The sequence below is a fragment of the Clostridium sp. NkU-1 genome (assembly GCA_001312405.1).
On the sequence record BBDR01000001.1, the window covers coordinates 236,838 to 263,070 of the forward strand.

General features: G+C 45.0%; 38 protein-coding genes and 6 pseudogenes. 1 reads left to right on the plus strand and 43 read right to left on the minus strand.

The features are described 5' to 3' along the window. Nucleotides 1–71 precede the first annotated feature (71 nt). Genes JCM10519_RS01205 through JCM10519_RS01210 form a run of 3 tightly spaced genes read right to left on the minus strand, consistent with a single transcriptional unit; the run spans nucleotide 72 to nucleotide 1,076 of the window. Nucleotides 72–338, minus strand: coding sequence for an HAD family hydrolase (locus JCM10519_RS01205; RefSeq protein ID WP_347842728.1), 267 nt, complete (start codon nucleotides 336–338; stop codon nucleotides 72–74). Further along, nucleotides 316–432, minus strand: a complete 117-nt coding sequence (locus JCM10519_RS24960) for a hypothetical protein (protein ID WP_347842729.1) — start codon at nucleotides 430–432, stop codon at nucleotides 316–318. The genes JCM10519_RS01205 and JCM10519_RS24960 overlap by 23 nt, the downstream gene beginning before the upstream one ends. After that, nucleotides 429–1,076: a glycerophosphodiester phosphodiesterase family protein gene (locus JCM10519_RS01210; RefSeq protein WP_347842730.1), complete on the minus strand. Its 648-nt coding sequence runs from the start codon at nucleotides 1,074–1,076 to the stop codon at nucleotides 429–431. Before JCM10519_RS01210 ends, JCM10519_RS24960 begins: the two co-directional genes overlap by 4 nt. 673 nt (nucleotides 1,077–1,749) lie before the next feature. Between JCM10519_RS01210 and glmS the strand changes: the two are divergent. Then, nucleotides 1,750–3,568: pseudogene (gene glmS / locus JCM10519_RS01215) on the plus strand (glutamine--fructose-6-phosphate transaminase (isomerizing)). A gap of 81 nt (nucleotides 3,569–3,649) precedes the next feature. On the opposite strand, the gene JCM10519_RS01220 reads toward glmS, so the two are convergent. The 40 genes and pseudogenes from JCM10519_RS01220 to JCM10519_RS25075 all read right to left on the minus strand — a co-directional run bounded on the left by JCM10519_RS01220 (nucleotide 3,650) and on the right by JCM10519_RS25075 (nucleotide 26,219). Further along, nucleotides 3,650–4,873 carry a phosphopentomutase gene (locus JCM10519_RS01220; RefSeq protein WP_054737733.1) on the minus strand — a complete coding sequence of 408 codons (1,224 nt, stop codon included), beginning with the start codon at nucleotides 4,871–4,873 and terminating at the stop codon, nucleotides 3,650–3,652. 91 nt (nucleotides 4,874–4,964) lie between these two features. Then, entirely contained in the window at nucleotides 4,965–6,101 is a 1,137-nt protein-coding gene (locus JCM10519_RS01225; RefSeq protein ID WP_347842731.1) for an alanine racemase, read from the minus strand. Next, a complete protein-coding gene (locus JCM10519_RS24965) occupies nucleotides 6,102–6,389 on the minus strand; it encodes a hypothetical protein (RefSeq protein ID WP_347842732.1) in 288 nt (95 codons plus the stop codon). A 44-nt stretch (nucleotides 6,390–6,433) separates the two neighbouring features. Continuing rightward, nucleotides 6,434–6,868, minus strand: coding sequence for an aminotransferase class V-fold PLP-dependent enzyme (locus JCM10519_RS24970; RefSeq protein WP_347842733.1), 435 nt, complete (start codon nucleotides 6,866–6,868; stop codon nucleotides 6,434–6,436). Nucleotide 6,869: 1 nt separating this feature from the next. Further along, on the minus strand, nucleotides 6,870–7,196 hold the full coding sequence (locus JCM10519_RS24975; RefSeq protein ID WP_347842734.1) for a hypothetical protein: 327 nt from the start codon (nucleotides 7,194–7,196) through the stop codon (nucleotides 6,870–6,872). 12 nt (nucleotides 7,197–7,208) lie between these two features. Beyond that, nucleotides 7,209–8,012, minus strand: a complete 804-nt coding sequence (locus JCM10519_RS01235) for a phosphotriesterase-related protein (RefSeq protein ID WP_347842917.1) — start codon at nucleotides 8,010–8,012, stop codon at nucleotides 7,209–7,211. A 202-nt stretch (nucleotides 8,013–8,214) separates the two neighbouring features. Beyond that, nucleotides 8,215–9,108, minus strand: a complete 894-nt coding sequence (locus tag JCM10519_RS01240; protein ID WP_054737734.1) for an amidase family protein — start codon at nucleotides 9,106–9,108, stop codon at nucleotides 8,215–8,217. Between the two features lie 13 nt (nucleotides 9,109–9,121). Beyond that, nucleotides 9,122–9,310 (minus strand): YhfT family protein, encoded by a 189-nt coding sequence (locus tag JCM10519_RS24980; protein WP_347842735.1) that lies wholly within the window; start codon nucleotides 9,308–9,310, stop codon nucleotides 9,122–9,124. Further along, entirely contained in the window at nucleotides 9,240–9,923 is a 684-nt protein-coding gene (locus JCM10519_RS24985) for a YhfT family protein (protein ID WP_347842736.1), read from the minus strand. The genes JCM10519_RS24980 and JCM10519_RS24985 overlap by 71 nt, the downstream gene beginning before the upstream one ends. Beyond that, the gene (locus JCM10519_RS24990; protein ID WP_347842737.1) at nucleotides 9,917–10,435 is read right to left on the minus strand and encodes a YhfT family protein; all 519 of its coding nucleotides are present in this window, start codon (nucleotides 10,433–10,435) and stop codon (nucleotides 9,917–9,919) included. Before JCM10519_RS24990 ends, JCM10519_RS24985 begins: the two co-directional genes overlap by 7 nt. Before the next feature lie 5 nt (nucleotides 10,436–10,440). Continuing rightward, entirely contained in the window at nucleotides 10,441–10,626 is a 186-nt protein-coding gene (locus JCM10519_RS24995) for a DUF2620 family protein (protein WP_347842738.1), read from the minus strand. Between the two features lie 45 nt (nucleotides 10,627–10,671). Further along, entirely contained in the window at nucleotides 10,672–10,809 is a 138-nt protein-coding gene (locus tag JCM10519_RS25000) for a DUF2620 family protein (RefSeq protein WP_347842739.1), read from the minus strand. A 63-nt stretch (nucleotides 10,810–10,872) separates the two neighbouring features. Continuing rightward, nucleotides 10,873–11,139 (minus strand): PRD domain-containing protein, encoded by a 267-nt coding sequence (locus JCM10519_RS01255; RefSeq protein WP_347842740.1) that lies wholly within the window; start codon nucleotides 11,137–11,139, stop codon nucleotides 10,873–10,875. Then, nucleotides 11,111–11,233, minus strand: a complete 123-nt coding sequence (locus tag JCM10519_RS25005; RefSeq protein ID WP_347842741.1) for a hypothetical protein — start codon at nucleotides 11,231–11,233, stop codon at nucleotides 11,111–11,113. Before JCM10519_RS25005 ends, JCM10519_RS01255 begins: the two co-directional genes overlap by 29 nt. A gap of 155 nt (nucleotides 11,234–11,388) precedes the next feature. Further along, nucleotides 11,389–12,264, minus strand: a complete 876-nt coding sequence (yhfZ, locus tag JCM10519_RS01260; protein WP_347842742.1) for a GntR family transcriptional regulator YhfZ — start codon at nucleotides 12,262–12,264, stop codon at nucleotides 11,389–11,391. Nucleotides 12,265–12,536: 272 nt separating this feature from the next. Further along, a complete protein-coding gene (locus JCM10519_RS01265; protein WP_054737735.1) occupies nucleotides 12,537–13,184 on the minus strand; it encodes a cytidylate kinase family protein in 648 nt (215 codons plus the stop codon). 369 nt (nucleotides 13,185–13,553) lie between these two features. Beyond that, the gene (locus tag JCM10519_RS01270) at nucleotides 13,554–14,468 is read right to left on the minus strand and encodes an RluA family pseudouridine synthase (protein ID WP_054737736.1); all 915 of its coding nucleotides are present in this window, start codon (nucleotides 14,466–14,468) and stop codon (nucleotides 13,554–13,556) included. Beyond that, nucleotides 14,465–14,857 carry a signal peptidase II gene (locus JCM10519_RS01275; protein WP_347842743.1) on the minus strand — a complete coding sequence of 131 codons (393 nt, stop codon included), beginning with the start codon at nucleotides 14,855–14,857 and terminating at the stop codon, nucleotides 14,465–14,467. Before JCM10519_RS01275 ends, JCM10519_RS01270 begins: the two co-directional genes overlap by 4 nt. Continuing rightward, nucleotides 14,838–14,954: pseudogene (locus JCM10519_RS25010) on the minus strand (signal peptidase II); the annotation flags it as partial. The gene JCM10519_RS01275 and the pseudogene JCM10519_RS25010, both read right to left, overlap by 20 nt. Before the next feature lie 41 nt (nucleotides 14,955–14,995). Next, complete coding sequence (locus tag JCM10519_RS25015) at nucleotides 14,996–15,481, minus strand: hypothetical protein (protein ID WP_347842744.1); 486 nt, start codon at nucleotides 15,479–15,481, stop codon at nucleotides 14,996–14,998. Next, nucleotides 15,439–15,909 carry a 3-dehydroquinate synthase family protein gene (locus JCM10519_RS25020; RefSeq protein WP_347842745.1) on the minus strand — a complete coding sequence of 157 codons (471 nt, stop codon included), beginning with the start codon at nucleotides 15,907–15,909 and terminating at the stop codon, nucleotides 15,439–15,441. The genes JCM10519_RS25015 and JCM10519_RS25020 overlap by 43 nt, the downstream gene beginning before the upstream one ends. Continuing rightward, entirely contained in the window at nucleotides 15,848–16,084 is a 237-nt protein-coding gene (locus JCM10519_RS25025; RefSeq protein WP_347842746.1) for a hypothetical protein, read from the minus strand. The genes JCM10519_RS25020 and JCM10519_RS25025 overlap by 62 nt, the downstream gene beginning before the upstream one ends. A 226-nt stretch (nucleotides 16,085–16,310) precedes the next feature. After that, complete coding sequence (locus tag JCM10519_RS01290) at nucleotides 16,311–16,829, minus strand: cell division protein SepF (RefSeq protein ID WP_054737738.1); 519 nt, start codon at nucleotides 16,827–16,829, stop codon at nucleotides 16,311–16,313. A gap of 226 nt (nucleotides 16,830–17,055) precedes the next feature. After that, nucleotides 17,056–17,750, minus strand: a pseudogene (locus JCM10519_RS01295) (YggS family pyridoxal phosphate-dependent enzyme). A 12-nt stretch (nucleotides 17,751–17,762) separates the two neighbouring features. After that, the gene (locus JCM10519_RS25030) at nucleotides 17,763–17,990 is read right to left on the minus strand and encodes an HlyD family efflux transporter periplasmic adaptor subunit (RefSeq protein WP_347842918.1); all 228 of its coding nucleotides are present in this window, start codon (nucleotides 17,988–17,990) and stop codon (nucleotides 17,763–17,765) included. After that, nucleotides 17,984–18,160, minus strand: coding sequence for a hypothetical protein (locus JCM10519_RS25035; RefSeq protein ID WP_347842747.1), 177 nt, complete (start codon nucleotides 18,158–18,160; stop codon nucleotides 17,984–17,986). The genes JCM10519_RS25030 and JCM10519_RS25035 overlap by 7 nt, the downstream gene beginning before the upstream one ends. After that, entirely contained in the window at nucleotides 18,135–19,202 is a 1,068-nt protein-coding gene (locus JCM10519_RS01300; RefSeq protein WP_347842748.1) for an HlyD family efflux transporter periplasmic adaptor subunit, read from the minus strand. The genes JCM10519_RS25035 and JCM10519_RS01300 overlap by 26 nt, the downstream gene beginning before the upstream one ends. A 152-nt stretch (nucleotides 19,203–19,354) precedes the next feature. Beyond that, nucleotides 19,355–19,776: pseudogene (locus JCM10519_RS01305) on the minus strand (twitching motility protein PilT). An 89-nt stretch (nucleotides 19,777–19,865) separates the two neighbouring features. Continuing rightward, a complete protein-coding gene (locus JCM10519_RS25040) occupies nucleotides 19,866–20,162 on the minus strand; it encodes a hypothetical protein (protein ID WP_347842919.1) in 297 nt (98 codons plus the stop codon). Next, entirely contained in the window at nucleotides 20,096–20,797 is a 702-nt protein-coding gene (locus JCM10519_RS01310; protein ID WP_347842749.1) for a hypothetical protein, read from the minus strand. Before JCM10519_RS01310 ends, JCM10519_RS25040 begins: the two co-directional genes overlap by 67 nt. Nucleotides 20,798–20,845: 48 nt before the next feature. After that, nucleotides 20,846–21,241, minus strand: coding sequence for a methylglyoxal synthase (gene mgsA / locus JCM10519_RS01315; RefSeq protein ID WP_025233147.1), 396 nt, complete (start codon nucleotides 21,239–21,241; stop codon nucleotides 20,846–20,848). A 31-nt stretch (nucleotides 21,242–21,272) separates the two neighbouring features. Then, complete coding sequence (locus JCM10519_RS25045; RefSeq protein WP_347842750.1) at nucleotides 21,273–21,689, minus strand: FtsW/RodA/SpoVE family cell cycle protein; 417 nt, start codon at nucleotides 21,687–21,689, stop codon at nucleotides 21,273–21,275. Next, a complete protein-coding gene (locus JCM10519_RS25050) occupies nucleotides 21,646–22,164 on the minus strand; it encodes an FtsW/RodA/SpoVE family cell cycle protein (protein ID WP_347842751.1) in 519 nt (172 codons plus the stop codon). Before JCM10519_RS25050 ends, JCM10519_RS25045 begins: the two co-directional genes overlap by 44 nt. Next, nucleotides 22,053–22,397, minus strand: coding sequence for a hypothetical protein (locus JCM10519_RS25055; RefSeq protein ID WP_347842752.1), 345 nt, complete (start codon nucleotides 22,395–22,397; stop codon nucleotides 22,053–22,055). Before JCM10519_RS25055 ends, JCM10519_RS25050 begins: the two co-directional genes overlap by 112 nt. Before the next feature lie 2 nt (nucleotides 22,398–22,399). Further along, on the minus strand, nucleotides 22,400–22,678 hold the full coding sequence (minE, locus tag JCM10519_RS01325; protein ID WP_038284322.1) for a cell division topological specificity factor MinE: 279 nt from the start codon (nucleotides 22,676–22,678) through the stop codon (nucleotides 22,400–22,402). 11 nt (nucleotides 22,679–22,689) lie between these two features. After that, nucleotides 22,690–23,482: pseudogene (gene minD, locus JCM10519_RS01330) on the minus strand (septum site-determining protein MinD). 98 nt (nucleotides 23,483–23,580) lie between these two features. Beyond that, nucleotides 23,581–23,778, minus strand: coding sequence for a hypothetical protein (locus tag JCM10519_RS25060; RefSeq protein ID WP_347842753.1), 198 nt, complete (start codon nucleotides 23,776–23,778; stop codon nucleotides 23,581–23,583). 83 nt (nucleotides 23,779–23,861) lie between these two features. Continuing rightward, nucleotides 23,862–24,248: pseudogene (locus tag JCM10519_RS25065) on the minus strand (septum site-determining protein MinC); the annotation flags it as partial. A 17-nt stretch (nucleotides 24,249–24,265) separates the two neighbouring features. After that, nucleotides 24,266–25,861, minus strand: a complete 1,596-nt coding sequence (locus JCM10519_RS25070) for a penicillin-binding transpeptidase domain-containing protein (protein WP_347842754.1) — start codon at nucleotides 25,859–25,861, stop codon at nucleotides 24,266–24,268. Continuing rightward, nucleotides 25,821–26,219, minus strand: a complete 399-nt coding sequence (locus JCM10519_RS25075) for a hypothetical protein (RefSeq protein ID WP_347842755.1) — start codon at nucleotides 26,217–26,219, stop codon at nucleotides 25,821–25,823. Before JCM10519_RS25075 ends, JCM10519_RS25070 begins: the two co-directional genes overlap by 41 nt. Between the last annotated feature and the right edge of the window lie 14 nt (nucleotides 26,220–26,233).

The window sequence follows — 26,233 nt, forward strand, 5'->3', positions numbered from 1 at the left end:
GGTGTAGCTTCCCTCTTCTGTCATAAAGTCATAAAGAACGGAAAATGGGCGGCAAATGTTAAGAATACGGTTTATCTGGTTTTTTTTAACAGCGGCTGCTTTCTCAGTTGTCTTCCAAAGCTGTCAAAAACGGCAGCGCCGTTCATGCAAATGATGTCACAGGAAATTCCGGCTTCCTTTAAGGGGGAGAAAGCATCCTCAAAGTTTCTGCCTGTGCAGACTACAAAACCGATATTTTTCCGCCTGAGAGCCTCAATGGCGGCGATATTTAAGGAGGAAATCTTTCCATACCGGTTCAAAAGAGTTCCATCCATGTCAGATGCGACTAATCGTATCATATGATCTTCCTTTCTTATCTATAATTTCTTTTGCAATATCAGGATAATTGGTAATTATGGCATCAATCTCCTGCTCTGCAAGGTATTTCATCATGTATTTGTCATCCACGGTCCAGACATGGAGCAGAAGCTTTCTTTTTTTTCGCCCCCTTGATCAGTTTTTTTAGACCGGAGGAGGTTGAGAGACGGATGAAGTGCATCTGCCCCCAGTAATTTTGCGTATCCTGTAACGTTAATGAAACTGTCTGAAAAAAGAAGGCCGGTTAATGCTTTGGGATCCAGTTTCTTTACCTTCACAAGGCTGGGGTGATGGAAGGAGGAATAGATGACCCGTTCCTCTAACCCGGCATTTTTAACCTGCTTTAATACTTCCTTCTCAATTCCTCTGTAACGGAAGCCCCCTGTCTTTAACTCGATATTGACAGTAAGATCATAAGGCTTTACAAGCTCCAATACCTCTATCAGTTCTGGAATGACTGGGCAGCCAAATTCCGGATGGATTTTGCTGCAATGAAACCTTTTCAGTTCTTCCATGGTGAAGTCTTTTACATAACCGGTGCCATTGCAGGTACGGTCAATGGTCTCATCATGTATGACAGCCAGTTTTCCATCCTTTGTCATCTGTATATCCAGTTCTATTCCGTCTGCGTTCTGCCTGATGGCCAGTTCAAAAGCCTCCAGCGTATTTTCCGGTGCATAAGCGGAAGCGCCTCTGTGAGCCCAAACTTTTGTTCTCATCTGTCACTATCCTTTCGAAATAAATCCAGTCGTTAATAAGATTATAGTCTTCCATGGACGTATTGATGCTTTCTGCCATCTTTGCAACTGCATTTTCCGGGGTGCCATTGTTGTTGATCATGCTTTCGATCTCTGTTTCCACGATCTGCCTTTTTTAAAGCCCTGCTGTCATGGACAGGGTCGTGGATTTCCCGCAGCCGGATGGGCCTGGGTCACTGTTCCTTTCTGCATATTATAAATACATTTTATAGAATTGATGTAAAATGAAAAAGGAACTTTTCGTAAAATGAATGTAAAACATGGTATTGACGCACAAACGATCAAAGGCTATAATAAACTAGATTTATGAAGGAGGCATAAATAACAATAGCAAAGCTAAGCGCCATGTACCTGTTGATACGATCGTGAACATTTTTCCCAGGAAAATGGTATCAAGGGTTGACGAGGTGAAGGGTTATCGAATTTTCGGCGGATGCCTTCCATGCCCCTCCGGGCGTGTATCTAACGTGAAATATGCGGGTAACTGCAAAACAAACGCGTTGGAACCGGAGAGATAACAGAATGTGATAAAAGCTGCCGTTTTTAAAATTTGGACCAGACAGCTTGTTTTTTGTTTGCCATTTTTAAGAATAAGTGCAGATATAAAATGAAAATTTAAGGAGATTGCAAAATTATGTGCGGAATTATTGGATATACAGGACCATTGGACTCTAAAAGAATATTACTGGAGGGATTGTCCCAGCTGGAATACCGGGGGTATGACAGCGCAGGCATTGCTCTTTTTATGGAGAATTCCCATACCCGTCTGATCAGACATACAGGAAAAGTATCTAATTTAAAGGAAGAATGCAAAGGAATCACAGAGGTGTCCCATTGTGGTCTTGGACATACCAGGTGGGCAACCCACGGAGGTGTGACGACCCAGAATACCCATCCCCATCAGGCCGGACGGATCACCCTGGTTCACAATGGCATTATAGAAAATTATCATCAGCTTACCCTGGATTTTCATCTGGAAGGGAAGCTTCGCTCTGAAACAGACAGCGAGGTGGCTGCCTGGGTATTGGAAAGCATTTATCAGGGAGATCCTGTGGAAGCTATTTCAAAATTTACCGCTTATTTAAAGGGTTCCTACAGCTTTTGCGTGATGTTTGAGGATCACCCTGGTGATATTTATGCAATCCGCAACGTCAGCCCTCTGGTAGTGGCCTATACCCGTTCCGGTTCTTTTGTAGCTTCAGACCTGACGGCCCTCATTCCATATACCAGGCAGTATTTTGTAGTTCCGGAGGATCATATTGTAAAACTCACCTCCTATAAGGTGCATCTTTATAATCTTAAACAGGAGGAAGAAGTTCCGGAGCTTATGGAGGTAAACTGGAACATGGATGCAGCCATGAAGAACGGCTTCCCCCATTTCATGCTGAAGGAAATCCACGAACAGCCGGATGCCCTTAAAAATACCATATTGCCGCGCCTGGTAAAGGGGCTTCCGGACTTTGGCGATGACGGCATACCGGATACCGTGCTGAAACAGTGCAGCCAGGTTCATATTGTGGCCTGCGGTACTGCCATGCATGCAGGGATGGTGGCAAGGGCTCTTATGGAGCCGCTCCTTCGGATCCCTGTTACAGTTTCCATTGCTTCTGAATTCCGTTATGCGGATCCCCTCATTGATCGTAACACCCTGGTCATCATCATATCCCAGTCAGGGGAAACCATTGATACCCTGGCGGCCTTACGCTTGGCAAAAGCCTGCAGCGCTGCTACCCTCTCCGTGGTCAATGTAAAAGGCTCTACCATTGCCAGGGAGAGCGATTACGTTCTTTTCACTCATGCAGGCCCGGAAATTGCGGTAGCCAGCACCAAAGCATATTCTGTCCAGCTGGCGGCTCTTTATATGGTGTGCTGCCGGATGGCCTTTGTCCGGGGAAATTATGACCATGAAGAAGCCGAAGACTTTATAAAAAAGCTGCTTGATGCCATACCGGCCATGGAGGCCATGATTGAAAAAAAGGATGAGGTAAAAGCTTTGGTAACACACCTGATCAATAAGCCGGATGCCTTTTTTTATCGGGCGTGGCCTTGATTACGCTTTTTCATTGGAAGGAGCTTTGAAATTAAAAGAAATCTCCTATATTCATGCGGAAGCCTATGCTGCAGGGGAATTAAAACATGGGACAATTGCTCTTATAACGGATCAGGTTCCGGTTATTGCCATTGCAACACAGGAAAAGATTTTTTCAAAGACCATCTCCAACATCCGGGAAGTAAAGGCAAGAGATGCATTTGTTATTTTATTGACAAAGGAGAAATCAAAGGTTGAGCCTGGAATTGCTGATGTTCAGATCAATATTCCGGAGATTGGCGACCGGTTTACCGTATTTCCAATAGCGGTTGTGCTTCAGCTTATTGCATATTATGCTTCTGTGGGAAAGGATCTGGATGTGGATCAGCCAAGGAATCTGGCGAAATCTGTGACAGTTGAGTAATCTCATAGGAAAAGAAAGAATCATGAGGGGGCGGCCTTGGCTGTTTCCCTCATGATTCTTTTATGGTTAAATTTCTTAATTTCAATTTTTTTTAATTTTCAGAACCTGCAGGAAGGATTCTCCGTTTTGAGGCACGTCTGTGCCAAAATAATCACATACGGCCGCGCCTATGTCAGACAGGGTTTTTCTCCCTCCAAGGCTTCTTCCTGTTATTCCCTTTTTATATACGAGAAGAGGGACACGTTCCCTGGTATGTTTACTGTGACCGATATCAGGATCATTTCCGTGGTCAGCCATGATCACCAGAATGTCCTGGCAAGTCAGCACTGGTAAAAGCCTGCTGATTCCCTGGTCTGCGATTTCCAGGATTTTTTTATAAGTCATGGAGGACTGGGAATGCCCGGCCAAGTCGGTTTCCTGCACATTGGTACACAAAAAGCCCTGATTCATGGCCTCTGTTTCCCGAAACGTAAGGTCCATCACTTTCTGTGTGGGTACACAGGAAATGCTCAGTCCCCTGTCATTGGATACAATGTCAGCTACTTTTCCAATCAGGGTACAGTCAAAACCTGCTTTTGTGAGAATTGTGGGAGCCTGTACGTTCTGATCCACTCCGTAGCCTAAGTGTCTGCACTGGTAGCCATGATCGTAGGACTTGGATTTTGCAGACGCAATGCCGATGAAGCGGCCTTGTTTCACTTCTTCGGCGTTCCAGAGGTCTTCCATGGTATTTCCGGTTCCGCCAAACACAATCACCCGGCCTACGGTCACTACTTCCCTTACCTTTCTGGCAATGGCATATTCCTCTTCAAAGGAGATCAGATCCAAAGGAGCCGTTACGTTATAGCACATCCCTAAATCCGCTTCCAGATTATCTGCTACGGTTACATATTGGTCCACCAACAGATAGCGCAGCCCCTGCCGTTCTATGACCTGTACCTGATGTCCATTTGCCTCCAGATGGGCTTTTACTGCGTCTGCCTTTTCCTGAAAGGGGTGGACTTCCGGCCTTTTGGGAAGCGTTCCCATGATCTCCTGATGGCCCATAAACGTGTCTGCCCCAAAATGCATGAGCCCGCAGCTTCCGAAATTGGCTTCAGGTGAAAATTTCATGAAGGCGCTTTCCTCCCCATAGGCATTCATAAGGCCCAGCTTCTCCAGTGCCGGCAGCTTTAAATCGGGGTAATCCTTCAGAATGCTTCTTAAGGTATTGGCCTTTTCATCTCCCGGCCTGGCAATACGGGCATCTTCCATAGCTCCGATGCCGAATCCATCCAAAACGATGACAATAAATCTTTTCTTCATATTTTGTCTCCTAATGAATCAAGCAGATATGCCTGCATATCCAGCTGACGTCCGATGAAGCAACTATCTTTCGCTCTTTTTTCCCATGCTGTCATATATTCCAACAATTTGCGGCTTTTTTCTTTTTTAATCCTTCCACCAAAACCACATCCGACCGGGTAACGAAGATCTGATAACGGAATGCCATTACCACAGTATCTCCTACCGCCCCTTCTTTTGTCAGGCCGAAATGATAATCAATGCTTTCATTGGAAGGCGGAATAACTCCCATTTCTGTGTAATGATCAAAAGCGGTTCCAACCAGGGCAGACTTTACGTGGGAGCGTCTGTAATATCCGCCGCCGTAGCAATAGGCCTGCCCCTTGAAATTGTGGGATATTTCGCTTACATAAGTTACACACGGGACTTCCTTAAGCATATGGTCTGCATGCATTGGAGTGGTTCCGGTCAGGCCATGGCCCGGCTCGGCACAGTTTCCTCCCAGTTCTTTGATTTTGCTTAGGGTGTAGGTGCAGGAAGCAGAAGGTGTGTTTAAAACGGTTACAGGTAATCCGCTCTCCTTTAAAATGATAGCCGCCTGTTTTACGGTATCCATATTCCCGGTAGGGATCAGGTCATGGGTATTTTCTTCATATAAAAAACAGGGGAAAGATGTAACGCCTGCAATCCTTACACAGGGATACTGGGTTTTGACCCGTTCCGCCAGATCTTTTAATGCATCAAGGGGGAATCCTGCTGTCTGTCCCGAGTAGATGATATCCGAATCACTGGTAACACGGAGAAGGATATCCTGTAAAAGTCCCAGCTTCTTTGCCGCATGATGGATCTGGCTGATTTTTTCTTCGGAATAAACTGTGATCATCTGAGGGCGGTATGCTACGATCTCTTCTACCTGGGCAGTAGGAATCTGTACCAGATGCCCTGCATTTGCAATGGGGATCTGGTGGTCCATCATGACTCTGGCTTCCTTATAATCCACCACAACTGCTCCTTCATAGCCCAGTTCCACCAGTTTCCTTGCCAGATAGGGATTTCTTCCTGCCTGTTTCAGCATGAAGAACAGCCGGATTTCTTTTTCTTTTGCTTCCTTTAACATGAAAGATGCATTTTCCAGAAACGTATCCACATCTATCACATAAGAATCCGGCCTAATCTGCCCGCTCTGATGAAGCTCAAAAGAGGCTTTGATCAGTCCCGGGTTTCGTTTTATGGTCTGCTCTAAAAACATTTACATCACTCTTTCTACGGCTTCTTTTATAATGCGTAAAATAGTATCCGACCCGGAACGCATGGGGTTAATGCGGATCATGCGGCTTTCCAGTGTGGGGTCCGCATTCCGGAAGGTGCCGGATATCCGGTAAAACATGGGAACCAATTCGTATTTTGATTCTGCCCCCACCGGATTCGGTGCTGCTCCCAGTTTTTCGGCTTCCCTGAGGACTTTTTCTGCAATGTTCTCATAAAACTCAACCAAAAGTACCTTTGACTGGGCATTGGCCAGAAATGCCTGTTTCACATGAGGAATCTCACCTGCGTTCAGCCGCTTTACACATTCTTCATTTACCTGGCCTGGATGGCCAGGGCCACAGGCGCATAGACGAGGCCGCGGAGTACATCCATGGCTTCATGGCCCTGAACCTGCATGCCTCCGGAATAACTTTCTTTTACAAGTCTTTCAATATAGCATGCCTTTCCAACGATAACGCCTACGCCTTCCGGGCCCAACAGCTTAAATGAGGAAAAGCAGGAAAGGTCGGCCCCGCACTGGATACCAATCCGGTTCACTTTCATGGCGGCATAGTTGTCATCGGTCAATATGGGAATATCTCTGCATTCCTTAATGGTCTTTATTACCTGGGACATGTCGTAGCGGTCATCCGGCTTTTGCCTTGTGTATTGGATGAGCGCTCCCTTAATATCATTGTTTTCTTTCATCACCCGGCGTATATCGTCCGGATCATTGTAATCAGCCTCGATAGCCGGTATGTTTAACATTTCAAGAGATGTGGCAGTGGTGCTGTAAATAGGCGCTTTGTGTACCAGGATTTTTTTCGGCCGGCTTTAACATGCTGTGGAGTCCGAATCGTATTGCTCCGCTTCCGGCTCCTCTTACCAGAATACAGGCTTCCCCGTCAAACAGGTCCGCAATAACCTGCTCTGCCTTTTTTGTGGTTAAGGGCTTATTAAGTCCCGGAACAACCCCTAGATCTCCCCGGTTTAAAATCTCACGGCCGCTGTATGCTTTTGTGATACAATCAATCACCTTGAACTGCAGCCTGGCGGCGGCCTCCACCGAGATGCTGGATAACGGATAAGTCTGCATTTCTCTTCCTCCTTATTTCAAAATCCGGTCTGGATTATCAATCAGCAGCATATCGATTTGTTCCTCAGATAAACCATATTCCAAAAGCTGCGGAAGAAAGGTTTCAAACAGATATGCATAACCCGGGCCTCCCCATTTTTTTAAATGAGATTTTCTGGTAATATCCATAGATAATACCACCTGCCCCAGGAATCCTTCTTTTGCGATCCGTTTTAACGTTTCTGCACGGAACCGGTCAGGGCAGTAATTATTTTTGCCCACAGTATCAAACCCGATGTTGACGCCTTCCTTAAGAACAGAAAGAATATAATCCGGGTTCTGGGAAAGGTCTAAATGACCGATGATGATCTTCTCCGGCTTTACCCCGGCATTTATTAAATATACGGCCTGTTCCAGGGCCATGGTTCCAAGGGTGGTATGTGTGGTAACCACGGCTCCGGTACGAACCGCTGCCAGAGCCATGGAGTGAAACACCTTTTTTTCCATATCTGTCATGGTGTTTTTACTGGTTCCAAACTCACCTATGACTCTTGCTTTGATGCCGGAATCCCCAATTCCTTCCGTCAATTCCTTCTCTGCCAGCTTTGCCAGCTCCATTTCAGACATGGAATACACAAAATCCGGAAGAAACGGCTCTTTATAAAAGCCGGTCGCCTGCAGGATCCGGATGCCCGTGGCTTTTTCCATATTGCTTACGTATTCCGGATTCCTTCCCATACCGATGTTGGTTACATCCAGAATACGCCTGACACCAAGCTGATACAGAGAGCGAAGCTCGCTTTTCGTTTCCTCAAAGCAGTCCAGCCGGCAATCCAGGTCTTTTTTTTACCCCGGATAAGTCTATGGTAATGTGTTCGTGCATCAAGGTATAACCTTTTTTTCATATTTTGTCTCCTAATGAATTAAGCGGATATGCTTGTATATCCGTTTCTAAAAATACATATCAAAATTCATAAAGTACCGCTCAATCAGCCGGGATCTTTTGCAGGCCAGTAATCTGGCCTTTCGAAACATGGCTTCAATGTCCTCTTTTTTTACTTTCACAGATCAGAACGGTACAGCATCCCAGCTCACTGGAAGGAACAGTCAGTGCGGATTTACCGCACATATTGGCCACCCGCATCAGCCCTTTTCCCGAATGAGCCTGACTCTGTTCTGTTTCCATATCAAAATGGCCGTAAATGCTGTCTCCCATGGCGTTCACATCCACAGGTCCTTCCCTTGAGATCAGAATGGTTCCCGGACTTATGATCCCGTTTAAGTATTGGATCAGTGGTTCCCGGTGCCCATAGATATCCGGCTGCCTCTTTGGAACCTCTTTCCATTCCCAGCCGGAATCCCAATTCGTGGATTCCTCTGTAAGGCTCATTCCCAGTAATGGATTTAAAACCTGTTCCAGGGTCTTTAAATCTCTGGCAATGGCGCCCAGACTGGGAGAAAACACGATTCCGTCAGTGGACGTTTTTGAATGCTGACTCATATGATCCTGCTCTATTAGCGGGGAAATGAATCCATAAAGATTGAGCGCAGCGGCAGGTGCCAGGACACTGCCGCCTCCGTCCGTTCCGATTCCTGCATCATTGATTCCATAGAATACATTAAGGGCTGTGCCGCTGCTGGAGCCGGTCATCCATTTACCGGTTATGGGATTGATGAGCTGTAGATCCACCGCTCTTCCGCCCAAGGCCATTTTATCGGCGGTATGAAGTAAAAATCCGCTTTCATTAAGGCGTTCTTTTAGTTCTTCGGGAATGACCGGAGTATCCTTGATTCCGGTATACCAGGCAAACCCATGTTTCTGATGTGATGAAGCGACCAGATCAATAACCCGGGGATTTACCTTATTTACGGTGCAGTAGGGATTCTTAAGTGCCAGAAATGTTTTCTTTGCATATGTTTCAAGTTTTTCCATATCAATTTCCAGACTACTTTGCTGCCGGGACTGCAATGAGTCCGATTATAAGAAACAGGTTCAAAAGCACTCCGAAAACGATACATGCCACAGGACCAACTGCCAGGTCCACAATGGGCTTTTTCGCTTTTTTATTTAATAGAAAGGCCCCGATTACAAACAGTGCTCCGATGCCGGTGTATCCGGAAGAGGAAACCGCCATTTTTTTCTGCCGCAACAATACCGCCTGCCAGCAAAGAGATTTCCAGGACCTTGTTCATGGATGTTCTCACATACTCTCCCATATCCTTGACTCCAGGAAATTTATCCATGTATTTTGCAAAAATGTTGATCAGGAAAATCTCCGCTACCATAACTGCAAATCCGATCACAAAGGCAAAGAACGGGTTTCCATGAAGGAACAATCCGACCACAAACACAAAGGTGCAGCCGGCTGCGCCGTACACGCCTGTAACAATGGCCGTAGTAAATACTAAAGGTATGAAACCAATGGCTCTTGCCAGTGCGGTTAATGCGGCGTTGCTGTATTCCTGGCTGGCTAAGAGGGCCAGGGAGGCAGGATCGCCGGCGATAATGGAAAGGCTGGTTCCGGCTGCGATCAGACCACCCATAACAGCAAGCAGCAGCCAGTTTTTGCGGATGCGTAAAATATTGCCCTCAAAGCCCTGGGTCAGTACTTCATTGGTATGCTCTGTTCCTTTTTGCCGGGCAGCATAAAGGATCATCATAATCATGCCTGCAAGCATTGCCATGCCTTCCGCATTTAAAGAAACCTTGCCTGCGCCAATGGTAAAAGTACCAAATTTTTTTAACAAGAAAATATACAAGTACGGTTACGGTTCCAGCTGTCATGCCTTTTTTTAAAACCATGCTGGTAAGCAATGCCCACTGCCGGGAACACGGCAAATGCAACCGTTATATAGCCGGAAACGCTTCCTAAATCACTGGTAAAGTTATATGGCATATAGCTGAACAGTTTCACAACAAACTCAAGACCAGCCAGAATAGCTAAGCCATAAGCAGCTCCGATGACAGCGGAAAGGATCATCCCGTTTTTGCTGTTATTACAGAAGGATCCGATGATATCCGTAGTCAGCAGCAGACAGTGGATCAGGATAATGCTTGCTGCAATGGAGGTCGGTATACCAAAACCGATGACCAGGCCAAAGCTGATGGCAAAGCTCATGGCTGCCAGTTCTTTCCGGTTGATCTCTCCATTAAAATACTGCCCTACAATTGGCCGGAACCCGTCATTAAATACTGCAATCCCCTGATTGGATAAAACGGAAGCCAACGCCCCGATTAAAGCAATAACAATGTATTTCATACCTATTAAACCTCCTCTTTTTCCATGATTGCCTGCAGCAGAACCGGAAGGACTTCTTCCTTGTGCTGTGCCGTAAATCCGAATGCTTTTTTCCCCTTTTGAACCTCTTCCCTGATAAAATCCCCGCTCTTTACATTTCCTGGCATGGAAATCGTAGAACAGAGCCCGGAACCCAACATGGCCATAGCCATAGCCAGGCTCCGCCGCCGCCAGTATTGCAGGCACCCACATAATAATCATACTTCCCGTTTTTTTACACCCAATGCAGCATCCAGATCCCCCTTGATCTCGATCTCTGCCCGGCCATTCATCTGTTTTGCCACCAGTCCGGCAATTTCTTCCTTGTCAATCTGACCACCAACCACAATCTTCATTGCTTCTATCCTCCTCTTTATCCTTGTATCATTTCTTATAAAGGCCATTGGCCTGATACCTTATTATGAAAGCAGATTGCATAGATGAACGGTCAGAAAACCCCGCTCTGCTTCCGGGAACTGGATATCCGTTTCCTTTAACAGCTCTTCTTTTAACGCTTCTGCTCTTTGGTAAATTGGTTCTTGTTTTATTCCATCAAGGAGCGTGTTATCCAGAGGGTGCTCCACGACCCCGTCTAAGACCCTCTGTCCGGCCATGGCCAGATGGGTGATGAACATTGCTGCCCTATCCTCCTCTGCATCAGGATTTTCTTCCAGGATCCGTTCCACTGCTTTTCTGGAATAATCTGCAACTTTTTTTGCAGATCACATGATTCTCCTCCAGTATGTCAAGACGCTGGTTTAAAATATCTTTTAATTCCATTGGTTTTCCTCCCTGTCTCAATATGGCTTATTGTCACTTGTTTTGCTGGTGAGAATAAAAGGGCTGTTTTTCAAACCCGTCCATCGGATTGTTGAAGTGGCCTTCACTTTCAACAATATACATTATTTTGTACTTTGCTTCAAAAAGATGACCTTTTAAAAATAAGGCTCTCTTTTTTTCTCCCTTACCTCCCGGATGATCTCAACGACTTTAGGTACGCTCACATACTTTTCCAGCAGTGCTTTTAGATACTCATCCTCTTTTCTGATCACCATTACAGCTGTTGAAAACAGATTGTTGTAATCCGAATCGTCTAAAAATGCTACGTTCAATTGTTCATGCTTATGTTCCTGGATATCGTCATAGTTCCATACGCCGGCGTCTATGATACCATCCATCAAGGCGTTAACGGTCTGCTGGGTCCGGATTGGAACCAGGGTAACCTTTTTGCCGTGGATAATATTTCTGGTAATGCAGCTCTGGTCAATAGAGCTGCTGTCATATGCTACTCTCATGCCATCCTGAATGCTGTCAAATCTGGAATCCGCCAAAAGAAGCACATGCCTGGAAAGGAAACTGCCGGGTCCAAAATTAATTGCTGCCTCAATCTGCTTTCCTTCTCTTATGGACTGCTCCGCCGCATACTGGGAACAGACCGCAAATTGATAGGTTCCTGATTCTACCAGTTCAATACGCCCCACTGCGCCTCTGGCGTAAGCCATATTAAAGTTAAGAGGTGCGAACTGGGTATACATGGCCGTGGCAAAACCCTCATAAGTCACAGAATAGGGAAGGGGCATGATTCCAAGGATTTCTTTGCGCATACAGTTCTCCTGCAGCTTCTTATAATCAATCTCTTTGATGCAGGTTCCCTGATGTCCATGATTTTCCAGTGACACAGCATTGCACTCTTTTAAACAGGCAAATGCGTTCTGAATGGTCCCCCTGGATACCCCGAACTTATCCTGGTACTCTGAGATAGGCAGAATCCGGTCCCCGGCATTCCTGGACATTAGATCCAGCGACAGCATATTTTTTTGCCAGGCCTATTTTTTGATATAAGTTTCCTGCTTCTAAACATTTGTTCTTCATGAAATCACTCACTTTTGCCAATTTACATTATTTTGTATATTCAAACAATACCATATTGCATGTGCAATGTCAACAATATTGTCTTTTATTTTTTTGTTTCTTGCACAGAAAGTACAAATCCCCAAACGAAAAGACGGATATCTCTGTTGTATCACAGAAATGTCCGTCTTTATACGATTCAATTACAATAATATCGATTCCAAAAGGAAATTCATCTTTCAGCGGTTCGCTTTATTCCATTCCATCTTTGTGTCAACAAATTGTGGATCAGCTTAACGGTTCCGTCTATACCTATGGAGCTTCGGTTAATGCATAAGTCGTAGCTTCTTACATCTCCCCACTTTTTATTGGAATAGTAATTATAGTAGCTGGAACGCTTTTTATCCGTTTTGACCATAATATCCTTTGCCTTGGTATCATCAACATGATAAAGTTCTTTTAAGGATTTAATCTTGTCTTCTTCATCGGCAGAAATGAATACGGAAACAAGGTTGGGATAATCCTCCAGAGCATAATCGGCACATCTTCCTACAATTACACAGGATTCTTCATCTGCCAGCTGTTTGATGGTATCAAACTGTGCTAAAAAGATCTTATGATTAATTGGCATATCCATGTAACCAGAGGTGGTGAATCCCATGGAATATGTATCCATCACAAGAGAGTAGAGAAAACTGTTGGTTGGCTTTTCATCATGGGTCTGGAATAGTTCTTCGCATAACCCGCTGTTTTTTGCTGCAAGCGCCAAGAGCTCCTTGTCATAGCACTTAATTCCCAGTTCTTCTGCCAATTTCTGTCCGATGATTTTTCCAGAACTTCCGCATTGTCTTCCGATTGCAATCACTAAATTTCCACTCATATAGGCAGCTCCTTCCAGTTATCTTGTAATTATAGTATGAAAACATCTTTTTGTTTTCATAATTGGATGGAATGGGCTAAAAACAGCCCTTTTATCTTTACTTGCTTTGCAGGTGAAGATATGTCATGTTATAACGCCAGACCCGCAGTGGAGCTGGTAAAACCTGCGGTTTTACCAGCTCACGGGCATTCGCCCTATGAAATAAGGCATAAAAAGATTTTCTTATGTGCGGGCACAACGAAAATCTTTTTATGCTTTATTTCGCACTGCTCGTTGCTTTCGTGTATATTATACCTTAAAATTTCTGAAAAATCTATATTTTTATTTTGATTTAACTGTATTTTAGGAAGGAATCTTTTGGATAGGCTGTTAAGTTGTCCTTAATTTTCTCAATAATTCTTCAAAATAGTCAGGAAGAGGGGCTGTAAATTCCATGTATTGGCCAGTTCTGGGATGGCTGATTCCCAGCACACCGGCGTGAAGCGTCTGTCCCTGAAGGCGGAAGGGGCACTTTGCAGGGCCATAGACTAAATCTCCTAAAAGAGGATGGTTTATGCTTGCCATATGGACGCGGATCTGATGGGTCCGCCCTGTTTCAAGCTGGCATTCTATATAGGTAAACTGCTTAAAATGCTCCAGAACGCGGTAATGGGTCACTGCTTCTCTTCCATTTTTCTCATTAATGCTCATTTTCTTCCGGTCGACAGGATGACGGCCAATGGGAGCATTGATGGTTCCCTCGTCTTCCTTTAAGACACCATGTACGATTGCAGCGTATTTTCTGGTAATGGAATGTTCCTTCAGCTGCTCAGAAATGGAATTGTGGGCCATGTCATTTTTACACACAATAAGAACCCCGGTGGTATCCATATCAATCCGATGGACGATTCCAGGGCGCATAACTCCGTTGATTCCAGATAACTCACTGCGGCAATGGGACATCAGTCCATTGACCAGGGTTCCGCTGTAATGGCCTGCGGCGGGATGGACTACCATCCCCTTTGGCTTGTTAATGAGAATGATATCCTTATCCTCGTAGATAATGTCAAGAGGGATATTCTCCGGCATGATTTCCGGTTCCCTTATTTCAGGAAGGGTCAGGGATATCCGGTCCCCTGCATTTACTTTATAATTGCTTTTTACCGGTTTTTCTTCAACCAGTACGGATTGTTCTTTTAAAAGCTTCTGAAGGTAAGAACGGGAAATGTCCTGGCATTGGCCGGATAAATACCGGTCGATCCGGACTCCGGCTTCTTCAGGAGCAACTACAAATTCTTGACTCAACCCAGGTCCTCCTTTTTATGAATGGAAAGACAGGATAAGTCCTCCTCCTTATAATAAAACAGAAACATAAGCATGAAAACGAACATGGAAACCGTAACGTAGCAATCTGCAACATTAAAAATCGGGAAATCGATCAGCTTAAAATACAAGAAATCTACCACATAACCTCTGACAAAGCGGTCGATCATGTTGCCCACTGCTCCTGCTGAAAGAAACATGGCAATAAGGTGCAGCGGCAGGTATTTTTTGTCGGCAGGCATGCGGCTGACGGCAAAAGCCGCTGCTGTAAGCACTGCCAAAGCAACCAGCAGAAAAAAACGCCTGTTTTCCCTGGAGCATTCCAAATGCTGCCCCCCGGTTTTCGGAATAATAAAACTCAAATACCCCATCCCAGATGGCAAAGGGAGGCCGGTTCATGAGATGCTTAACTGCGAGAAGCTTTGTCCATTGATCCAGGCCAATGGAAAGAAAAAAGCCGATGATCATTCCAATGATCAGTTTTATTTTTTTGATTCATGTAAATCTCCTTAAGCTAAGATTTGGCGGAGTCCTTCTGCCATTTCCGTTTCGGTGACGGTCTTGCAGGTGCAGGCTTTACCAATCTGTTCTAACAGGATAAACCGGATGGTGCCGGAATCCATTTTTTTATCACTTCTTGTAGTAAGAACTATATTTTCCGCAGAAAGTCCGCCCACCGTAACAGGCATGCCAAACTGTTCCATTACCTTTAAAAGCCTTGGAAGCTCTTCCTCCCGGATCATTCCCCTATTTACGGAAATTGCCATGGCAGCGATGCATCCTAATCCCACACAGTGACCGTGCACCAGCCTGAAGTCTGAAAGCTTTTCAATGGCATGGCCCAGGGTATGTCCCAGATTTAATAGAGCCCGTTCTCCCTGTTCCGTTGGATCCTTTTCTACCACATCCCGCTTGATCTTGTTGCTTACAAGAACCATCTGGCTTAATACTGTTAAATCCCTGTTCCCGATTTCAGAGGCATGTCCATAAGCCATTGGTAATAGGAAGCGTCTTTGATCAGCCCATGCTTGATAATCTCTCCCATTCCTGATGAAAACTGTTCTTCTGAAAGAGTTTTTAAGGCCGCAATATTTCCATATACCAGCTTTGGCATATGGAAGGCTCCTACCATATTTTTGTAGGAGTCAAAATCAACGCCGGTTTTTCCTCCGATGCTGGAATCGACCTGGGACAGCAGGGTCGTAGGCACCTGGATAAAAGATATGCCCCGCAGATAGGTGGCAGCACCATAGCCGCATAAATCCCCCACAACTCCCCCGCCCAAAGCGAGCAGGCAGTCATGGCGGTCAAATTGTTTTAATATAAGGGTTTCATATAAGTTCCTGACGGTATCCAGATTTTTATTTTCTTCTCCGGCAGGAAAGATAAAATGCTCTGCTTTTTTTGCAGCAGGCAGAAACAATTGTTTCTACTTCCTCAAGGTAAAGAGGGGCCACATTGGAATCCGTGACAATACAGATCTTGCGGTCTCCCAGGTTCAGCTTTTTCAGCTCTTCCTTTAGCCCGTCAAATCCAGTTTCCATGACAATCTCATAAATGAAGGTACCGTTCATGTGTACCGGGATTCTATATCCCATGGTATTTTCCTCCTTCTTGTCCATGCTTTTTGTACAAAGCCCGCCCGCTTTACCGGGCGTTCTTGTGCTGTATTTTTTATATTCCTATATCATGGAAGAAAGCAAACAATCTTCCTCTCCGCTTTCTGCATTGCAATGCTGCAACGATTTAAAGAAGCGGGTGATGTGGAAAATCGTCTGCTTGTACCATTTTAAGAAATATATAATGTCTTGTGGGGAAAATCTGTTAAAGGCGTAAATTCATTCCGCCCATATCCAGGCTTCCATTATTTAGCAGGTCTTGAAAATCACCGGAGAGTTCAACGGATTCCGGGGTCGCTATGAATATGTAATTTGATATTTTCTGTAAATTACCATTCATGGAATAAGTGGCGCCTGAGGTAAAGTCAATGATTCTCTGGGCAACTTCCGTATGGATTCCCTCCATGTTAAGGACAACCGCCTTTCCGGCCAGCATATGATCGCAAATTTCTTTTGCATCTTCAATGGAGGTAGGTTTTATCATGGACACCTCCATGGAACGCGACTGCTTCATGGGCACTACTTTAGGGGAACGGGACAGAAAACGAGGCTTCTGGTCATAATCATCCTCATCATCATAGTAATCCTCTTCATTCTTTTTTGAGAAAAGGGTTCTTTTGGCAGGTTTATCGTTTTCATCCTCGTAGTCGTCATCTAAATAGTAATCATCATCTTCTGTATCATTTAAGCGCATGCTATCCATCAGTTTGCCTAAAATGCTCATACTTCATTCTCTCCAATCTTACACCATGGTTCTTAAGGCAGAAAAGATCTTCCCAGGACCAGGCAAATATTCTCACTAAATTATGCCAGATCATGCGCGGCAGGCTCTGCTTCGCTTTTCCTGCATTCATTAAGTGTTCATATAATACAGCTTATCCGAACTTGCAAAGCAAGTGAGATAAAAGGGGCGTTCTTTGCCCCGTCCATCCGATTATGGGTAGTTCTTTTTACATCCCATAATATCTTGTACCGAAAATTCCGGTACCAACTCTTACCAGAGTAGCACCTTCTTCTATGGCAATCTCATAGTCTCCGGTCATACCCATTGAGAGCATATTCATACTAACATTATCAATGTTTTTGCTTTGCATGTCAACATAAAATTGTCTTAATTTTTTTTAAAAACTGGACGATTTTCCTCAGAATTTTCTACAAAAGGCGCAATAGTCATGAGACCTTTTATCCTTACATGGGGAAGGCTGGCGATTTTACGGATAGCGCTTTCCGTCTCCCCCAGTTTAAATCCAAATTTGCTTTCCTCTTCTGCCACATTCACTTCCAAAAGGATGTCCACAATCAGGTTTTTCCTGGCTGCATCCTCTTCGATCTGCTCCGCCAGACGGACAGAATCTACACTGTGGATCAGCACAGCCTTGTCAATGACCTGTTTCACTTTATTTCGCTGCAGATGCCCAATCATGTGCCAGCGGATATCTTCCGGAAGTGCAAGGTGCTTTTCGCAGAGCTCCTGCACTTTATTTTCGCCAAAATCCCGGACACCGGCAGAGTATGCCTCTGATATCATGACAGCCGGTTTTGTCTTGCTCACCGCTATTAAAGTTACTTCTTCCGGATTTCTTCCCGCCCTTTTACAGGCGGCTAAGATCCGGTTATTAACTTCTTTCAGATTTTCCCTAACCAAACCAATCACCTCTTATTTATAAATTAATTCCCCTTCATTGACAGTTTCTGCATTGAGAACAATATGATCGTATACTGCCAGTCCATAGGTCATGTTCTTCTTTACTGTGTAATATTCATCATTGGAAGCCAGTACGTCAATCTGTTTAAAGACAGCATACCCTTTGTTTATGTTATAAACACCCTGAAGGGAAGCACTTGTCCCAATCTGATAGCGCTCTGTTGAATTAGGCTTTACAATATAGTCTCCGGCCTTAAAGCATCCTCAATACCCATATCAATATAGTAATTATTCCCTTCGGAATAGTAGATCTCGGTAGGGACAAAAACAACGGAAGTCCCTGATTGGGAGTACACTTCTTTGTTGAAACCGGTGGATTGGCTGTCACCGCCCTGAGTGACGTAGTCCATGGGCACCAGATAAAAATCTTTTTTTCGTAACGGCTGTTACAGGAATCTTCAACCCATCTACCCGGTCTGAAACGATTTCAAAATCAACGTACCGGTCGGAAGCAAATTGAACCATGTATTTATCAAAATCCAATTTTCCAAAGGCTTTTCCATCTGTTCCGTTAAGCACGGAAAAGCTTCCCGAGGCTTTTAAATCCCGCCCGGCAAATTCTACGGTGAGATTTGTCTTGTCACCGTAAGCCTTCGCATCTTCTTCCGTCATTGGAAACACAATTGACCATAAATCAGAAGTGATGATCTTATAAACCGGAGCGCCCTTTTCTATAAGATTCCCTGATTTTGTGATGGTCTTTGTATAGGTACTGCGGTCAAATGCGGCTTCCGAGACCTCCGATGGCTGAAATCCTTCATAGGAATCCACTCCATAGGAGACGATGCCTGCATGGTCTGCTTTCACCTGCTCAAAGTTAATGCCTGCCTGATCCATCAGGCCTCCAAGGTTGTTAAGTGTGTTAAAGTTCATGTATTCCATGACTTCTGCCTCTAAAGCGTATTTGGTATCATAGACAGAATGAAACTGGTCGTTGTCATAAGTAAGACTGAATGCGGTCAGCTGCTTTTTCAGTTCGCCAAGATTTTCCGGGGTCAGTGTGACCTTATCCTCTGAATTTTCAGCCAGAAATGAGGTCAGATTCCCTGTCTCATCAATGGAATAGACCCGGGTGCCGTTAGAAGCCCTCTTTCCTTCCCTTACGTAGTAATTGACATAGCCGGAACGGTCTGCATTCTTCACTTCTTCCTGCCGGAGGATAATTCCCGTGTAATTCTTGTTATTGACGATGCTGCCTTCCTGTACTTCATAAAACTGTACCTTATCTCTGCGAATATAAGCAGATACACTGAACACCATATAAACAAAGATCAACGCAAAGATGATCATGCCAACATTAATATTCAGAGGCCGCGGTACCGGATGATTTTTTTTATTCTTCTTTGGACGGGCAGCCCGTTTTAATGGCTGCGGTGCCTTTTGTTTTGCCATCCTGACGCCTCCTTTCCTTATTCCTGCCCACGTCTTCTGGGCATAGAGGTATACCCCTAGGGCGATCCTTCTAGTATTATAAAAGGAAAATCCAAAAAAATTCAAGCAAAACAAAGGGGACTGCTGTGCAGCCCCCTTATCTTTATGTATGATTATAATGAAACAACCACATTAGCCCTGGCATTCTCAGGCATATTCTCCGCATCTAAAGAAACGCTGAGAACAAAGGTTACGTGATACTTTTCACCGATTTTTTCCAAAGTTGCAATGGTCTCAGATATGTCTTCCCCTTCAAGGCAGGCCAGCTTTAAAAAGCTGTCAAAGAACATCATTTCTAAATCATGATCCTGAGATATGATACCACAGATAAAACCTATAAATCCTTCGCTTGATGTAATCGGATACTCATTGACATTAATGAGGCGGATCTTGTTGCTTAATTCGTACATGTGCTTGGAACTTTTGTCCAGGTAGGCAATAGAACCTGTTGATTCTTTTACGATGGAATTAGCTCTGTCTAACAGATGTTTTGTTTTCCCCTTACCCTTTTTTTTCCTGCTATTATCTGCACCATAGCAATCTCCTCCTTGCGTTATATAATTTGTATAAAAAGTCTATTCGGATTAATATAATTATAGTACAAATCAATAAGAAAGGCAATGACTATTCTACAATTTTATTTAATATATTTGTCATATTATCGTAGAGGCCTGCATGATTCGGCGCTTTCAAAACTACGGTGACATATTCCCGCTTAGAGGAATCCGAGCTTCCCATGATCAGGCAGCTTCCTGCCGCCTTTGTGGTACCTGTTTTTCCGCCCAGGATGGTAAGGCTCTCCGGCATCTGGCGCTCTCCTGTCATATACCAATTGGTACCTTTCCAGGTTGCGTTTACCGGCTTTCCAGCTCCATCCTGATAGGTAGTGGTGTACTCGGTTGTACGATTATCTTGCGAAATTCGGGATACTTTAAAGCTTCATGAAAAATCAAATACAGGTCATAAGCTGTGGTATAGTGATCTTCATCACTCAGTCCATGTGGATTAAGGAAATGAGTGCCTGTAGCTCCGATCTTTACTGCCTCATCATTCATCATTTGAGCGAACTGGTCATTTCCACCGGCCATATGGGTCGCAATAGCAGCTCCGGCATCATTACCGGAAGGGATCATGAGACCATATAAAAGCTGTTCCATAGTCAGCTTGTCCCCTGGCTTTATCCCACATAAAGTGGCCCCGGCTTCCGTAATGACAGCATCTTTGGTCACCGTGACCTCATCCGATAAATTTCCGTATTTCAAAGCAATAAGAGCTGTCATGGTTTTCGTGATGCTTGCAGGATACAGACGCTCAAAAGGATTCTTGGCAAACAGGACTTTCTTATCCGTTAAGTCAAAGACAGCGGCAGCTTCGGCAGTAACCGCATTGTCCTGGCTGGAAGTATCCTCTGAAACGATGCAGAGATCATGAGCAAAGGGTTCTGCTCTGCCAGACACTGCACTGGACTGGTAAAGGGCGGTCCTTTCTGAATATACATAAGGATTATCAAGACCCTTTAAACCGGCGCAGCTGTCAGGAACACGTACATAAGGCAATGCAGCCTGATTTTACAAAAACTCTTTTCTTCACGGAATCTACCTCTGCTATTTGTACATCTCACGCCATTCCATATCACCGCGCTCCAGAGACTTGATTAAAAGCTCTGCAGTAGCCAGATTGGTCGCAAGAGGAATGTTGTGCATATCACAGGTACTCATGATATTTACGATATCCGGTTCATGGGACTTGGGTGTAAGCGGATCCCTTAAAAAGATTACCAGATCAATCTCATTATGCTCAATCTGGGATCCAAGCTGCTGCTCTCCGCCCAGATGTCCGGCCAGATACTTATGAACATTTAAGTTTGTGACCTCTTCAATCAAGCGTCCGGTGGTTCCGGTAGCATATAACATGTGTTTACTTAAAATACCCCTGTAGGCAATGCAGAAGTTCTGCATAAGTTTTTTCTTTGAATCGTGTGCAACTAGTCCTATATTCATGACGATATACCTCCTTATTAATTACCGATTTTTAATTGCCGATTTTGCGCTGCAGTCCAACATTCAGCACCAGTCCCATACCCATAAAGATGCTGATGAGCGAACTGACTCCCGAACTGATAAAGGGGAGCGGGAGGCCTGTATTAGGAAATATCTGCGTTGCTACGGCGATATTGGCAAAGGCCTGGAAGCCAATCAGGGCCGCCATGCCGGTACAAATCAGTCTTCCTGACATATCCTTGGATTTGGATGCCAAATAAAGGCATTCAAATACAACCAAACCAATAAGAACAATGACGATAACGCTGCCTCGAAATCCCATCTCTTCGCCGATAATGGCGAAAATAAAGTCGGTTTCCCCGGCTGATAAGAAGTTTCCATCTTTCACCGATGCAATGGTTGTATTAAAAAGTCCTTTCCCTTGAAGCTGTCCGGAACTGATTGCCATAATTGAATTTTTTTTGTTGGTACAGATTTTCTGCATACTGCTCTGCATGAGGGTAAATCCATGCGAGGATACGCCGTGCCTGATAATCGTGGATAAAAGGGATCAGCCCTTTGGTCAGCAAAAATATGAAAAGCGCTCCTGCCGGTATTGCTACGGCAAGGACGCCCCCGATCCAGCGGTAACTGATTCCTGCGGAAAATACCATACACAGGATAATGATAGAAACCACTAGGCTGGTGGATAAATTCGGCTCCGCAAAAATAAGGCCGATGGGAATGGCCGCAAGCAAAGCGGCCAGCCCTATCATAACCGGCGTGTTCAGCCTTTCCTGGTATTTGTTCCAATACCAGGAAAAGAACACGATTAATCCGATTTTAACGAACTCAGACGGCTGAATCCGCCCGATGCCAGGAAGGTTAATCCATCTGGTGGCCCCTCCAGCCGTATGTCCCATAACCAGAACAGCACCCAGCAAAAGGATGCAAGCCGCATAATCCAAAGCATAAAGCTTGATGATTTTATGATATCTATGATGGAAAGCCCGATAGCCAGGGCAAATCCAACCATTACGCCGATAATCTGTTTTGTCACTGTGCTGGAATCCTGGTTGGAGGCGCTGGCCACCACAAGAATCCCGATAACGGACAGCGACAGCATGTACAAAACTAACCGATAATTATAGTATTTAAAATTGTAGTCAGAAAACATAATTAGTATATCCCCTTGTCAGGTACGTCGCGAATAGGGATGTTTGCATAAAGAACCGGTATAAAACGTTCGCAATCCGGTTGCTTCAGCTTCTTCATCTGTATCTCTATTCTGTCGGAATCTATATCCATGTATCTTGAAACAACACGGACCATATCGTCTTTTATCATCTGCATGATCTCAGGAGAACAATCAGCCTTGTCCGCAACCAGCAAAAGTTTCAGACGATTTCTTGCAATTTCTCCTGAATTCTTCTTGCGGAATACAGGAAACAGTCTCATATCACACCCTCCTATGCTCTCTTTAGGAGATGGGAGAGTCTAAAGAACAGGCCTTCACGCACAGCCGGATTTTGAAGCGGTACGTTTTCACCGGTAATCCGCCTGCAGACATCCATATAGGCCTGTCCGGCCGGGGTTCCCATGCCAACAAGAGGTTCTCCCTGGTTTGTGGAAATGACGATATCCTCGTCATCCGGCACGGCGCCGATAATATCAACGGCAAGGATGTCCATGACATCATCAAGAGACATCATGTCTCCTCTTTTCACCATATCCGCACGGATCCGGTTTACGATGAGTTCAATGGTTCCCATGTCAGCGGCATCTAAAAGCCCGATGATCCGGTCGGCATCCCGGATGGCGGAAACCTCCGGGGTGGTAACAACAATGGCTCTGTCAGCGCCTGCAATGGCGTTTTGAAAGCCTTGTTCAATGCCTGCGGGACAATCCAGCAGGATATAATCAAACTCTTCCCTTAAATCATCAACCAGCTTCACCATCTGTTCGGGAGTGACTGCTGTCTTGTCCCTGGTCTGCGCGGAGGGAAGTAAAAATAAGTTCGGATATCTTTTGTCTTTTATCAGGGCCTGCTTCATACGGCAGTTGCCCTCTACCACGTCTACTAAATTGTAGACAATGCGGTTTTCCAGACCCATAACAACGTCCAGGTTCCGAAGTCCTATATCTGTATCGATCAGGACTACTTTTTTTACCCAGAATCGCCAGTCCGGTACCAACATTGGCAGAGGTTGTTGTCTTGCCTACCCCGCCTTTTCCAGAAGTGATTACGATAATTTCGCTCATACCATATCCTCCTGATTTTAAGGTATAATTTACTTAGCGAAGGCAAGTAAATTATCCGTTCGATGGGCCAAAGGCGAATCGAACTTCCTTTTTCTATTCTACCTTAGTTTTTGGAATATTTCCACACTTTTTTTCATTGGTTTTATTAAGACTTTGTTATTTTCCATAAAAGCCTTCATCGGACCCCGTCCCAGACGCTTGCCTCTTCCGTCCAGACCTGAGGTGCAATCTGCGATGCGCAGCTGGGTCGGAGCCATTTCCAGGGCTGTAATGAGCGCTCCCCGGTTGCCTGCCACACCTGCACATACCGTTCCGGAAAGCTTTCAAGAACGATTACGTTGCCCTTTGCCAAAACCTTTGCCCCCTTGCCAACATCACCGATGATAACAATACTGGCTTCAGATTCCAAAGTCTCTCCGTTTTGTAGATTGCCTTTAAAGAACTGTCCTGTCTGGCAGGACAGCTCCATGAGTTTTTCGTTCAGTGCTTTTTCGCAGCGTTCCGTACGGTTTATATCCGTATCAACCAGGCAGATAATCTCCACATTGGAGTTTTCCGTGATCTGGTTGATGATTGCGAACTCTTCCTCGGGAGTCAGTTCCCGACCCTCCAGGGTCAGAGTCATTTGTACGGATCCCCAGAATTTTGCATGATCCCCGAATTTTTTCCCAATATCAGAAAGAAGCTGAGGGAAGGGGATATCTGGGTCCAGGATGACAGTCATACCTGCTCTGTTGCTTTTAATTACTACGGTATTATGCATCATATCACCTCTTATCCTAGTTAATCGCGAATGTTGACCTTCGCTGCATCCAGGGCGCCGGCATTTACAATCGATTCTAAGTCCGTATAGCCGTAATAATACTTATAGACGTTCTTCGCAATATTGGCGGCGTTGGATGATGAATAGCCATACGGAATATTCACGGTAACACAGATTTCCGGATTGTCATATGGCGCATAAGAAATAAAGAATGCGTGATTGGGCTTGTTGCGGGCCTCCTGGGCAGTACCGGTTTTACCGGCAATTTCCACTTCAAGGTCAGTAAACAGCCTTTTACTTGAACCGTTTGCAATCACTTCTCTCATTCCTTGTTGTACAGTATCCCACGTTGAAGCCGCCGCGTCAATATGAGAAGAAATCTTAGGGGTATAATCTTGTATCAGATTGCCTTCAGAATCCGTAGTCTTGTCTAATAAACTGAGCTCAAATACGGTTCCCCTGTTTGCGATGGCAGCCACATATCTGGAAAGCTGGACATTGGTGTAAGCATGGCTTCCCTGTCCCATGGCAGAACGCTCCGGTGCTTCTTTTGAAATCTGGGGATCAAGCTCTGCGATCTCTACCCCGGATTTGTGATCCAGCCCAAACATGGATGCATATTTCCGTAAGACTTCAAGTCCCTGGTCAGGAGAATATACTCCGCTGGCATCCATTGACAAACGGTGCCCCAGATCAGCAAAGAAATAGTTACAGGAATTCCCGATTCCTCCCACAATGTTCAGAGGACCATGCTGGCCGGGATAAATCCAGCACTTGATAGGCGGTTCCACATCCGTATAAATACCGGTACAGGTAATGGTTTCATCCGTTGCGACGACACGCTCTTCCAGAGCGGCTACCGCGGTAATGGGTTTAAAGGTAGAACCAGGCGCTTTTCTTGTCTGGGTCGCATTGTTGTATAACGGAAGGGACAAGTCCGCCTGCAGCTGGCTGAAATAGGAGCCGTCGCCGATCCGGTTGTTGTCATATCCCGGATAGGATACCAGAGCAAGCACTTCTCCTGTTTTGTCGTTTGTAACCACTACACCCGCATTACATGGGGATAATGCCAGCTGTGCAGGCGTGATTTCCAAGGTGGACAGCTTTTTGATCAGGAAGGCGTAAGCATCGCCTGTAGCTCTCAGTTCTGCAGCATCCTGACCGCTATCTGTTAAAACTCCCTGGTCATATAAGGCAAGGCACAGCTCCTGCCCTGTAATGACATCGTCATTGATCAGATACCGGTATATTTTCTTTGTAAAGTTCCTGTCATCCTTTAACTTGTCCAGCGCATAAGCCACAAGGGCTTCAAAGGTGTCATCCGCGCTTGAATATTTGCTGCCGGTTCCCAGCTTGGTGGTGTCTACCCAGCCGCCGGCTATTCCATAATACAAATAGTCCCTTAAGCTGATCTCATCCGATTTCCATGCTTGATATTCTACGCTGGAGGTATCAATGGCGTCTTCCTTGATGATCCCCTCCGTAGGACTGGAAAGATAAGTATATATATAAAACATATAGGCTTTCATGTCTTCCGAAAGATCTTTCATTGGTGTGGCATGAGTGCTCATCAGTTCATTGTTCAGATTGGTGAAAATCTGCTGTCCGGAAGACATATATTTCCGGTATATGTTTTTTTTCAGTTTCAGAAGCGTCTTCCGCTTCCATTTCCTTTAAGGAAAGGACATTGTTGTTGATCAGCTGGTAATAAGCATCCTTAACAGGTATCTTCATATTGGAACCATCGGTGGTGGTGCCTGTACGGTAATCACTATTTACAATGGTCTTAATGAGAACTCCGGCTAAAGACTGTTCGATTAAGTGGTAAATGCCTTTCTGAAGATCTGCATCCAGAGTCAGATACACGTCGTTCCCTGCAGAAGCATCAGTTTCATCCTTTGTTTCGCGTATCCGTCCTACACTGTCCTTGTAAATTGTTTTTTTTCCTTTTGTACCCTGAAGATCATGCTCCATGGTATATTCAATTC

Coding starts and splice junctions, on each gene's coding strand:
- JCM10519_RS01225 (WP_347842731.1), bottom strand. CDS start 6,101: ATGTTTTTAGAGCAGACCATAAAACGAAACCCGGGACTGATCAAAGCC.
- yhfZ (WP_347842742.1), bottom strand. CDS start 12,264: ATGCTGTCGCTGGATCTAATGTCCAGGAATGCCGGGGACCGGATTCTG.
- mgsA (WP_025233147.1), bottom strand. CDS start 21,241: ATGAATATAGGACTAGTTGCACACGATTCAAAGAAAAAACTTATGCAG.
- JCM10519_RS01265 (WP_054737735.1), bottom strand. CDS start 13,184: ATGAGTGGAAATTTAGTGATTGCAATCGGAAGACAATGCGGAAGTTCT.
- JCM10519_RS24995 (WP_347842738.1), bottom strand. CDS start 10,626: ATGGCTATGGCCATGTTGGGTTCCGGGCTCTGTTCTACGATTTCCATG.
- JCM10519_RS25075 (WP_347842755.1), bottom strand. CDS start 26,219: ATGGAGCATGATCTTCAGGGTACAAAAGGAAAAAAAACAATTTACAAG.
- JCM10519_RS25055 (WP_347842752.1), bottom strand. CDS start 22,397: ATGTTTTCTGACTACAATTTTAAATACTATAATTATCGGTTAGTTTTG.
- JCM10519_RS24980 (WP_347842735.1), bottom strand. CDS start 9,310: ATGGCGGTTTCCTCTTCCGGATACACCGGCATCGGAGCACTGTTTGTA.
- JCM10519_RS01205 (WP_347842728.1), bottom strand. CDS start 338: ATGATACGATTAGTCGCATCTGACATGGATGGAACTCTTTTGAACCGG.
- JCM10519_RS24960 (WP_347842729.1), bottom strand. CDS start 432: ATGATGAAATACCTTGCAGAGCAGGAGATTGATGCCATAATTACCAAT.
- JCM10519_RS25025 (WP_347842746.1), bottom strand. CDS start 16,084: ATGGGATATAGAATCCCGGTACACATGAACGGTACCTTCATTTATGAG.
- JCM10519_RS01220 (WP_054737733.1), bottom strand. CDS start 4,873: ATGAAGAAAAGATTTATTGTCATCGTTTTGGATGGATTCGGCATCGGA.
- JCM10519_RS01240 (WP_054737734.1), bottom strand. CDS start 9,108: ATGGAAAAACTTGAAACATATGCAAAGAAAACATTTCTGGCACTTAAG.
- minE (WP_038284322.1), bottom strand. CDS start 22,678: ATGAGACTGTTTCCTGTATTCCGCAAGAAGAATTCAGGAGAAATTGCA.
- JCM10519_RS25035 (WP_347842747.1), bottom strand. CDS start 18,160: ATGGACTACGTCACTCAGGGCGGTGACAGCCAATCCACCGGTTTCAAC.
- JCM10519_RS25045 (WP_347842750.1), bottom strand. CDS start 21,689: ATGGCAATCAGTTCCGGACAGCTTCAAGGGAAAGGACTTTTTAATACA.
- JCM10519_RS24990 (WP_347842737.1), bottom strand. CDS start 10,435: ATGAAATACATTGTTATTGCTTTAATCGGGGCGTTGGCTTCCGTTTTA.
- JCM10519_RS24975 (WP_347842734.1), bottom strand. CDS start 7,196: ATGCAGACTTATCCGTTATCCAGCATCTCGGTGGAGGCCGCCGCCAGG.
- JCM10519_RS01210 (WP_347842730.1), bottom strand. CDS start 1,076: ATGAGAACAAAAGTTTGGGCTCACAGAGGCGCTTCCGCTTATGCACCG.
- JCM10519_RS01300 (WP_347842748.1), bottom strand. CDS start 19,202: ATGGCAAAACAAAAGGCACCGCAGCCATTAAAACGGGCTGCCCGTCCA.
- JCM10519_RS25005 (WP_347842741.1), bottom strand. CDS start 11,233: ATGGAATTAAAAGATATTTTAAACCAGCGTCTTGACATACTGGAGGAG.
- JCM10519_RS24970 (WP_347842733.1), bottom strand. CDS start 6,868: ATGTTAAACATACCGGCTATCGAGGCTGATTACAATGATCCGGACGAT.
- JCM10519_RS25015 (WP_347842744.1), bottom strand. CDS start 15,481: ATGGCTTATGGACATGCCTCTGAAATCGGGAACAGGGATTTAACAGTA.
- JCM10519_RS01290 (WP_054737738.1), bottom strand. CDS start 16,829: ATGAGCATTTTAGGCAAACTGATGGATAGCATGCGCTTAAATGATACA.
- JCM10519_RS25070 (WP_347842754.1), bottom strand. CDS start 25,861: ATGTCTTCCGGACAGCAGATTTTCACCAATCTGAACAATGAACTGATG.
- JCM10519_RS01275 (WP_347842743.1), bottom strand. CDS start 14,857: ATGGGGTATTTGAGTTTTATTATTCCGAAAACCGGGGGGCAGCATTTG.
- JCM10519_RS25000 (WP_347842739.1), bottom strand. CDS start 10,809: ATGAAGATTGTGGTTGGTGGTCAGATTGACAAGGAAGAAATTGCCGGA.